Genomic DNA, 9,196 nt, shown 5'->3' on the forward strand with positions numbered 1-9,196 from the left:
GAGGTGTTGGCTTTGATCCAATCTTTAAATACATACAAAAAACGTAAAGAAGTTTCTTCTCCATAGTTATCCCGAAGGCCGGCATCCATAACATCTATTATCGGGCGGGATGGAAGCCACACACTTGGTAAAATGTACGGGTAGCTTGCGTTCATTCTTAAGGCCGTGAGTAAACGAAGATTCATCGGGTTCTCATTTTTAAACATCGCAGCAAAATCTACTGCATCAGGGCCACTCATTCCTGTTGAGCTATCAACAAAGGCCGGCTGCATCATAAAACTGATAGGTTGAGTAGATATCATCATCTTTTTTAAATCCCTTGTTATTACAGAATTTAGAATCATCAGGGGTATTTTGGCGTCTTTCTCATCGTCTTTGTAAGATCCTATATTCTTATCAAGAACGCCATGTGTATTTGAGTTCAACTTTTCTTCAAATGCATAACCTCTGTCTTTAACATAACGATAAGGGCCAACCGAAAATTTTTGCGCCGGAGAGAGAAGATCTCTCGCTATCATTGAAGAAAATACAGGATTCAATAAGTCTTTAGAAATATTGTCGATATATCTTTTATTTTGAAGGTCAATTTTTTCTCCACCAGCCCGCTCCCTTACTAACTCGCGGAAGTAAGCGGCGGCAAGCATTCCACCGGAGGCCCCGCTTATAAGAACGGTCTTATTCATAATAGTTCCGCCACTAATACTATCAAGCTCCTGTAAAATGTTCATTGCAAATGTTGCACTTCTTACGCCACCACCACTGAAATTAAATACAACCATCAATGGCTTTTTATCTTGTTGCTTGGCTTTCCACCGGTAAAGAATGTCCATCATATTATTTTTATCCGCTTCAACTCTGTCAGGTGTGTTTAAAGCCTCAAGGGCTTTCAGCGAATAATCAGGCCTCACGGTATGGGTATAATCGAGCCCGAAGGCTTTATTCCTGGGATCAATTATATCATATTTGTACAAAATATTAAGAACGATAAAAAGAAAAGCGACAAATAAAATACTCCAACTCCTCATGAAATAAGAAAGAGCGCCGATCAGGGCAATTAAAAGAGCAAAAAGTATAAGAATGCTGGCAGCAGCCGGAACCTGGAAAATTTTATGATCGAGAAAGAAGCCAATCAACATCATAACAATAAATGCGAGTATGATGGTAATGATTGCCGAAAAATGATGCCTCTTAAAAATAGTGTCCAGGAATTCCTGGCTGTAATGACCAACTTTTCTTGCCTTTCTAAGCGTGAATCGGTTGGTTAAATAGTAACCAACGGGTAATCCAAAATTGTTGTCACTTAAAGCATCTTCATGCTTCTCAAACTTCTTGTTTTCATCAAAATCTGCAAAGCCCGGTTTAAATGTTCTTACTATTCTCCTGTCCGCGGTAAAGAAATAGGCGAATGAAATAATTAGCAGTAAAAATAAGCCACCCGTAAAGCCGGCCGCAATAGCAATAAATTCCAGCAAGGGAATTAATTCCATGTTTCTGTCGAAGTACAATGCTTCAAGAAAATAGAGTACCAAAAAGCAAACAGGAATAATAGAATTATTAACGCAATATTTTAAGAAGGGCTTGGAATTTGTCGCCAGAAAACGAAAGCGGTGACTGTGTAATATGAACGTTGTAATATTCCAACTCATTATAAAAACACCTGTTGCAATTCCTGCAATAGCTGCGCCACCCGCATTTACGTTACCCAAATATTCCGGCGCAAGAAACAAGGCATTTGCTCCAAAGAGCTTCATGAAGTTCCCGGTAATAGTTAAAAAAAGAACCAGCCAGAAAATCAAGAGTACCTGGGATTTCCTGAAATGAAGGAGTAGTAGCTGTATAGGAAATGAATAATAAAAATGTTTTATAAATTCCCTCATATAAAAAGATTAATCCTCTCAATTTAAGCCATACTAACCGACGATGACCTTATGATATGTAACATAAAAATTATCGACATTAAAAACAAAATAGCCATTAACTGGTGGGCAACGCCAAACCACACAAGGTTATTGCCATAAGGTGATGTTATTACAGTAGTTATTCCCAATAAAACCTGCACAATAATAAAAACTAATGGAATAACTTTCGTCTTATTGAATAATAAAGTTCCCTTAATTTTTATCGCTTTAAGAAACCATATCAACACCCCTATCAAAATAATATACGCAATCCCTCTGTGAATAAATTGAATGGCTATCTTATTATCGATAAAATTTTTCCAGGCGGGCGATAAACTATTCATCGAAGCAGGAATCCATTGCCCGTTTATTTGCGGCCACGTAGGCGCTGCGGTTGCTGCGTGCAAACCTGCCATAAATGCCCCATAAATTAATTGAACAAATAAAATACAAAGAATTACAAACGTAGTTTTTTGTAAACTTCTATTTATAATAATTTGATTTCGGTTAACTGACAAGGTCAGCGCAAACCATAAGGTGTAGCATAGTAGCACCAGCGCCGCCATGAAATGAGTTGCCAATTCTATATGCCCTACAAACATTCTTTCTGGCACCAGCCCGCTTTTTACCATTATCCAGCCAATAATTCCCTGCATTATTCCCAACAGGAACAATATAATAAAAGGGCCTATCATATCTTGTCTCAGTTGCTTCTTTATAAGGAAATAAAAAAAACCAACGAGGAAAACCAGGCCCATCAGTCTCGCCCACGTGCGATGAAACCATTCCCAGAAAAAAATAAATTTGAAATCGCTTAAGGAAAAGTTACTGTTCATATTGCGAAACTGGTCAGTATGTTTGTATCGATCAAATTCCGTCATCCATTGCGTCGTATTCAGCGGAGGCAAAATCCCAGTGATCGGTTTCCATTCTGTAATACTTAATCCCGATTCTGTTAAACGGGTAATACCTCCCAGTAATATTTGAATCATTAACATGATAACGCCTGCGAAGAGCCATTTAGCAACATTATTAGGCATTGTTTTTTTTAATTCAACAGTCATATTCATACTTATTTCGCGGCAAAGTTAACCCTGTGCAGGGACAGATATTGAACAATAATTCTTTAATAACTCATTGTTGAAAAAACATTCCCATTATTTACAAAACGTCTTTTATTTTTGATAAAACATTTTGCTACTACCTTTCTATCATAATAAATTTCTTGAAGCCGGGGTTGATGAAGTTGGCCGGGGTTGCTTTGCTGGTCCCGTGTATGCCGCTGCAGTTATATTACCTAAAGAATTCTATCATCCATTGTTAAATGATTCGAAATTATTAACTGCTGAGGAAAGAGAACACTTGCGACCGATAATAGAAGAAGAAAGTATTGCTTTCGCTGTTGCCAGTGTAAACAACGAAGAGATTGACCGCATCAATATTTTACAGGCATCTTATAAAGCCATGCACCTTGCATTAAATAAATTGAGCAATCTACCTGAGATATTATTAGTTGATGGGAACAGCTTTAAGCCATACAGAAAAATTCCGCATCACTGTATAATAAAAGGTGATGGAATCTATGCATCAATTGCCGCCGCCAGCGTGCTTGCAAAAACTTACCGCGACGAATATATGGTAAACCTACATAAGAAACATAAAGTGTATTGCTGGCATAACAACAAGGGCTATGGAACGGTTGAACATCGTAATGCAATTAAAGAATATGGTTTGTGCCGTTATCACCGTAAGAGTTTTAATATCTACGCGGCACTAAGAGACGAATCTGTTATAGAAAGCGATGAAATAATCAATTCGAATATTTTATAATTCCCGGGAAATTCAGTTACCATATTCAATTTTCCTCCGGTTTATTATTTAATTAGCCTTTGAAAAAATTCGCGGACATCTGTTTATGCCCGCCATTCACCCAGCCCTGGCCTTATCACAGTCCAATCGTCAGTAGTACAGTCAATAACGGTAGATGGTACAATGCCACCTACACCTCCATCAATAACAAAATCTACAAGTTTGCCGAATTTATCATAAATGATTTCAGGGTCTGTATACTCCTCTGCTATATCTCCCGGAAGTGAAGCACTTAGAATAGGATTTCCCAAAGTTTCAAGAATTGAGTTACATATAACGTTATCGGGCACACGAATTCCCACTGTGTCTTTCTTACTCTTCAAAAGTTTAGGTACAGCCTTACTTGCAGGAAGAATAAAAGTGTACGGGCCGGGCAAATAATTTTTAAGAACCCGGTATAAAGGTGTATCAATACTTTTGGTATAGTCGCTTAAGTGGCTCAGGTCTTTACATATAAAGGAAAGCTGCGCCTTGTGAGGATCTATATTTTTTATTTGACAAATACGCTCAATTGCTTTCGGGTGGAAGATATCGCAGCCAAGGCCATAAATTGTATCAGTGGGGTAAATTATTACCCCTCCATTCTTAAGGCAATCAACGACCTGGTTAAGCAGGCGCGGCTGGGGATTTTGGTGATGTATACGTAGCAACATAATATTACTTTAAGACAAAGTTAACAAACACAGAAATTATTAAAATGTTCAAAATTACCGGCGTCAATTACTATACCAACTTCCAACATTAATCTTTTACATTTGCAGCGCTTAACCCAAAATTAAATCAATAAAAGAAACATGGCAATAATTACCCTCGGAACAATGGCGTTCGACGCAATCGAAACACCCTTTGGAAAAATTGAGAAAATCGTTGGAGGATCTGCAACGTACGTGGCCTATGCAGCAAGCCATTTGACGCAGCCTATTCAGCAAATTTCCATTGTGGGGAATGATTTTCCGGCAGATGAAATGAAAGAACTTGAAAGCCGTGGAGTAGCGTTAACTGGCGTGGAAATTGTAAAAGACAAAAAATCTTTTTTCTGGAGTGGAAAATATCACCTGGATATGAACACCCGTGACACTTTAATTACCGATCTTAATGTGTTGGCTGATTTCGATCCCAAAGTCCCGGATGCATACCAGGGTTCGGATTTTCTTATGCTCGGAAATTTGATGCCCGCATTGCAAATAAGTGTAATAAATCAATTAAGAAAAAGGCCAAAATTAATTGTTTTAGATACGATGAATTTTTGGATGGAAAGTGCGATGCCGGATTTAAAGAAAGTATTGACCATGATTGACGTGCTGATGATAAATGACAGTGAGGCAAGGCAATTAAGCGGCGAATTTTCATTGGTAAAAGCAGCAAGAAAGGTAATGGAAATGGGACCAAAATTTCTCATCATTAAAAAGGGAGAACATGGTGCTTTACTATTTTATGATGATCATGTTTTCTTCGCTCCTGCGTTACCGTTAGAAGATGTATTTGACCCAACCGGTGCGGGAGACACATTTGCCGGAGGCTTTATTGGCCATCTTGCTCATACGAAAGATATTGGATTTGAAAACATGAAAACTGCCATAATAGTCGGTTCAGCAATGGCGAGCTTCTGTGTTGAAAAATTTGGTCCTCAACGACTAAAGGAGATTACCAAAAACGAAATCGATATTCGCCTGAAAGAGTTTGTGCAACTCGTAAATTTTGATATAGACCTGGTGTAATTTTTAAAATTAAATTCGAATCTTTTATCCTAAAAAAATAAGTATTACTTGGACCTCATTGTATTATTTTTCTTAGCCCGTGAAATTGGAAGGCTCGCTTCCAGAAAAGGCCTCAAGCCAGGAACATGGAGACTATACACAGTTGTTGCCTGGATAGTTACGGAGGTTATTGGCTTGCTGATCGGGTTTATGATATTTGAAAAGGATAATCTTTTTTCAATTGGTATGACCGGAATCGCTTTTGCAATTACCAGCTATTTCATAATTAAAGCACAACTCAATAAGTTTCCCGATCGTGTTGATGATGATATCAATAACATTGGAAATAATTAAGAGATGTGCTAACAACTTTTTAATGCCTCCTTGCAAGCACAATGGTATTTTTAAATACCTTCTTCTTCCCTGCTGTATTAAATATCTCTGTGTAAATAATGTAAATGCCTTGTGGTAATTGCCTGTTTTTATCATCTAATCCGTCCCAGCGGTAATAACTTTGTAACCCATTTAAAGAATTTTTCTCAAGATAACGAACGGGACGTCCGGACGAGTTGAATATCGTAATGTTGGATACATACCCCGGAGAAGGGAAACTATAATTTATGGTGGCAAAATCATCATTACCGTCATTATCAGGCGAGAATATATTCGGCGTAACGGTTATCGTGCCTGGTACATCTTCGTTTAGGCTATATTGTGAGTTCTTATAACCCGGCGTTCCATATCCTGACGATGTTGCGGCCGAATGAAAATTTGCCTGTAAAGATGTGGCGTCGTAGTTGATCCGCTCCAATGACACACCTTCCGTATTTGAAATGAGCGGAAATTGCCATTTATCCGAATAGTCTACTTCATCAACAATATTCCCCTGCGCATTTAGTATGATTACAGAACCTGCATCGTCAGGAAAAGATGGAATGTTATTTACCGTTATAAATGCATCGGGATTCGCTGCTATATATTGACCCTTCACCGCCTCCGGGTCCGAGGTAAGAACGAGATAGTCCCCAGGAAACAATAAATAATTGTCAGCAGAAACCTGTTGAATACTGCTGATGGTTCCTCTGCTACGGTTGGCAATATAGACACGGCTGAGATCAATTATTTTTTTAGATCGATTATAAAGTTCCACATAGTCGACTCCGTTAGGTTTTGGGTTATATAAAATTTCATTAATCACAAGATCAACGCTATCGGCATTCTCGGCTATGCCAAACCTGGTACTGTTTTTTGTGCCAATATTATTTCCCATGCAATCAGTAACATTTGCTGCAGTAATTGTATAAACAGTGCCTGCGGCCATGGCATTAGTCAAGCCAATACTTACTTTATTGAAAACCGGCGACACGCCGGTAGCACTCAAAGCTTTTGCACCATTGTCGATAGAATAATTGGAAACTGTGGCGGCTTTTGTACTATCTAACGGTTCGTCATACACGAGAGTTACAGTAGTGCTGTTTATTGTAAAGGCACGTAAAAGTTTCGGGTTAGTTTGATCTGCATTTACTCCATCTACAGAATTCTTTTTACCCGGCGTGCCACCGGAAGGATCAATGCCAGCTTTCCAGTTACTCATTCCGCCGCAAGGATTTTTTGTATCTATCATTTCTAATGTCCACCCTCCATCTTTCTTCAATTCGTTTTGATACCAAGCTGATGAATAATGAACTGCGTGTATTGTTTGGCCGGAAGCAGCATATAGAGAAATCACATCGCCATCATTATCAAGAGAAGGAAAGCTCGTAACACTGATTACTCTTCCAAAAGCCGTGAGTCCTGCTACAGAAGAACCTGTACAAACAATAACAAAGCTATCCGGTTGCAAATTGAAATAAGGCATGGCTCCCGTTGTCCCCGCGGCATCAGCTAATTTCCATCCTTGCAAATTAATTTCAAATCCCGAAGTGTTTCTTAGCTCAACCCATTCACTATTCGGCAACCGTACCTGGGGCGTCGGATCGGCCATAATTTCATCAATAACAACGTCATATTGTTTAGGTCTATAGAAACTAAAATTCGCGCTGCCATTGATTATAGCATTGCCTGAAAGATCTTCTACACCATTTACAGTAAGTGTATAGGTGACCGCGTTAGTTAATGCGGCTGCAAATGTAAGATGCACAAGGGCCGGATTTGTCCCATCAAGGATTGCTGTAGCGGGTATGCCCAAACTATTATCTGCGACATAATTGGAAGCCAACTGGCTGCTGCCGGCATCGAGCGATTCATTAAATAATACATCGACGACGTTTGTATTTAGTGCGGTTGCAGATTGGAGCAAAGGCGGCGTGACATCGGGTAGGTAGTCGGTTATTTTTATATCATCAAAAAAGTGCTTTTGGAAAAATGAGGCTGTGCTTTGCTTGATATATAAGCCAAAGTACGCCGAAGAAGTATAAGTTGCGTCTATAGCGGAACCTTCTGTTGTATAGCTATTTCCTGTTGCGCTTAAATCTCTTGAAAGAATCCATTGATTAGAAGCGTCCCTTATAACTTTTATTTTCAAAATATTATTGCTGTTATTCAATACTCCATCTGTTCCATCAATTATCTTGGTAATGGCGCCACCATTATCTTTCCGGTAAAGACATATTTCATCATTTGTATTGCCTATGCGAACAAAATACCCGGTAGTTGTAGTGAGTGTAAGGTCACTGGCGGAAGCTATTAAATAAACATCAATATAATTAGCTGAAGAAGGATTAAATGCCAGTTGGATGTACATTTCCCATTGGGTAGCAGTTGCCATGGAATTTGGCGTACTGAGAAAATAATTGCTGTTTGCAACTGTGTTGTTACTTTGCAGTTGTAAAGATGAATTTACAATAAAATCAGAAGTACCGCCAGACCAGGCAGGATTGCCAGTAAAATCCCCGTCGTCAAAGTTTTCTGACAGTTGAGCCTTCGCAAAAAAGCTCATGATTGTTACAAGAAAAATTGTGAAAAAACTTTTCGCCATAAGCAGCGGCTTTTTTTAAAGATAATAACTTTATACTTTCGCAGCATTTAGAAAACATTGAATAAAATAATATAAATAACACAAAAATGAAAATTGCAGTTGTGGGCGCAACAGGCCTGGTAGGGAGTAAAATGTTACAGGTATTAGAAGAAAGGAATTTTCCGGTTACAGAATTGATACCGGTAGCTTCTGAAAGATCAGTTGGAAAAGAAATTACTTTTAAGAATAAAAAATACAAAGTAGTTTCAGCGGAGGATGCCATTGCCTCAAAACCTGTCATAGCCATATTTTCCGCAGGTGGCGGAACGTCTCTTGCCCTGGCTCCAAAATTTGCCGAAGCCGGAATTACAGTTATTGATAATTCTTCTGCGTGGCGAATGGATCCAACAAAAAAATTAGTAGTACCTGAAGTAAATGCTGGTGTGTTGACTAAAGAGGACAGGATAATTGCTAATCCGAATTGTTCTACCATTCAAATGGTATTGGTTTTAAATCCACTGCACAAAAAATATACTATAAAAAGGGTGGTGGTATCTACTTATCAAAGTGTTACCGGTACCGGCGTGAAAGCTGTGCAACAGATGATGAACGAAAGGGAAAATATTGAAGGAGAGATGGCATATAAATATCCGATTGATAAAAATGCCATTCCGCAGATTGATGTGTTTATAGAAAACGGATATACGAAGGAAGAAATGAAAATGGTAAATGAAACGAGAAAAATTCTTGGTGATGATGCTATTAATGTAACGGCA

Annotated in this window: 8 protein-coding genes; 4 read left to right on the forward strand and 4 right to left on the reverse strand. The window is 38.6% G+C overall.

Translation table 11 applies throughout. From position 1 onward, the window contains the following. A partial coding sequence (locus ACO1O5_RS19615) for a hypothetical protein (RefSeq protein ID WP_486273288.1) occupies nt 1-1,877 on the reverse strand: 1,877 nt, incomplete at its 3' end. A 23-nt stretch (nt 1,878-1,900) separates the two neighbouring features. Continuing rightward, nucleotides 1,901-2,938 carry a COX15/CtaA family protein gene (locus tag ACO1O5_RS19620; protein ID WP_486273290.1) on the reverse strand — a complete coding sequence of 346 codons (1,038 nt, stop codon included), beginning with the start codon at nt 2,936-2,938 and terminating at the stop codon, nt 1,901-1,903. A gap of 154 nt (nt 2,939-3,092) precedes the next feature. Here ACO1O5_RS19620 and ACO1O5_RS19625 point away from each other — a divergent pair, with 154 nt between their 5' ends. Next, nucleotides 3,093-3,728, forward strand: a complete 636-nt coding sequence (locus ACO1O5_RS19625; RefSeq protein WP_486273292.1) for a ribonuclease HII — start codon at nt 3,093-3,095, stop codon at nt 3,726-3,728. An 83-nt stretch (nt 3,729-3,811) separates the two neighbouring features. On the opposite strand, the gene ACO1O5_RS19630 is transcribed toward ACO1O5_RS19625, so the two are convergent. Further along, nucleotides 3,812-4,420, reverse strand: coding sequence for an L-threonylcarbamoyladenylate synthase (locus ACO1O5_RS19630; RefSeq protein ID WP_486273293.1), 609 nt, complete (start codon nt 4,418-4,420; stop codon nt 3,812-3,814). 141 nt (nt 4,421-4,561) lie between these two features. On the opposite strand from ACO1O5_RS19630, the gene ACO1O5_RS19635 reads away from it, so the two are divergent. Beyond that, nucleotides 4,562-5,485, forward strand: a complete 924-nt coding sequence (locus ACO1O5_RS19635) for a PfkB family carbohydrate kinase (RefSeq protein WP_486273295.1) — start codon at nt 4,562-4,564, stop codon at nt 5,483-5,485. Nucleotides 5,486-5,533: 48 nt separating this feature from the next. After that, nucleotides 5,534-5,818, forward strand: a complete 285-nt coding sequence (locus ACO1O5_RS19640) for a hypothetical protein (RefSeq protein WP_486273297.1) — start codon at nt 5,534-5,536, stop codon at nt 5,816-5,818. Nucleotides 5,819-5,837: 19 nt separating this feature from the next. On the opposite strand, the gene ACO1O5_RS19645 is transcribed toward ACO1O5_RS19640, so the two are convergent. Beyond that, nucleotides 5,838-8,441, reverse strand: a complete 2,604-nt coding sequence (locus tag ACO1O5_RS19645; protein ID WP_486273299.1) for a lamin tail domain-containing protein — start codon at nt 8,439-8,441, stop codon at nt 5,838-5,840. An 86-nt stretch (nt 8,442-8,527) separates the two neighbouring features. Here ACO1O5_RS19645 and ACO1O5_RS19650 point away from each other — a divergent pair. Continuing rightward, the coding region (locus tag ACO1O5_RS19650; RefSeq protein ID WP_486273301.1) for an aspartate-semialdehyde dehydrogenase at nt 8,528-9,196 on the forward strand (669 nt) is incomplete at its 3' end.

The sequence above is a fragment of the Ginsengibacter sp. genome, from assembly GCF_057362405.1.

Excerpts from the sequence above, each read along its gene's own strand:
- ACO1O5_RS19620 (WP_486273290.1), bottom strand. The coding sequence starts at position 2,938 with ATGCCTAATAATGTTGCTAAATGGCTCTTCGCAGGCGTTATCATGTTA.
- ACO1O5_RS19630 (WP_486273293.1), bottom strand. The coding sequence starts at position 4,420 with ATGTTGCTACGTATACATCACCAAAATCCCCAGCCGCGCCTGCTTAAC.
- ACO1O5_RS19635 (WP_486273295.1), top strand. The coding sequence starts at position 4,562 with ATGGCAATAATTACCCTCGGAACAATGGCGTTCGACGCAATCGAAACA.
- ACO1O5_RS19645 (WP_486273299.1), bottom strand. The coding sequence starts at position 8,441 with ATGGCGAAAAGTTTTTTCACAATTTTTCTTGTAACAATCATGAGCTTT.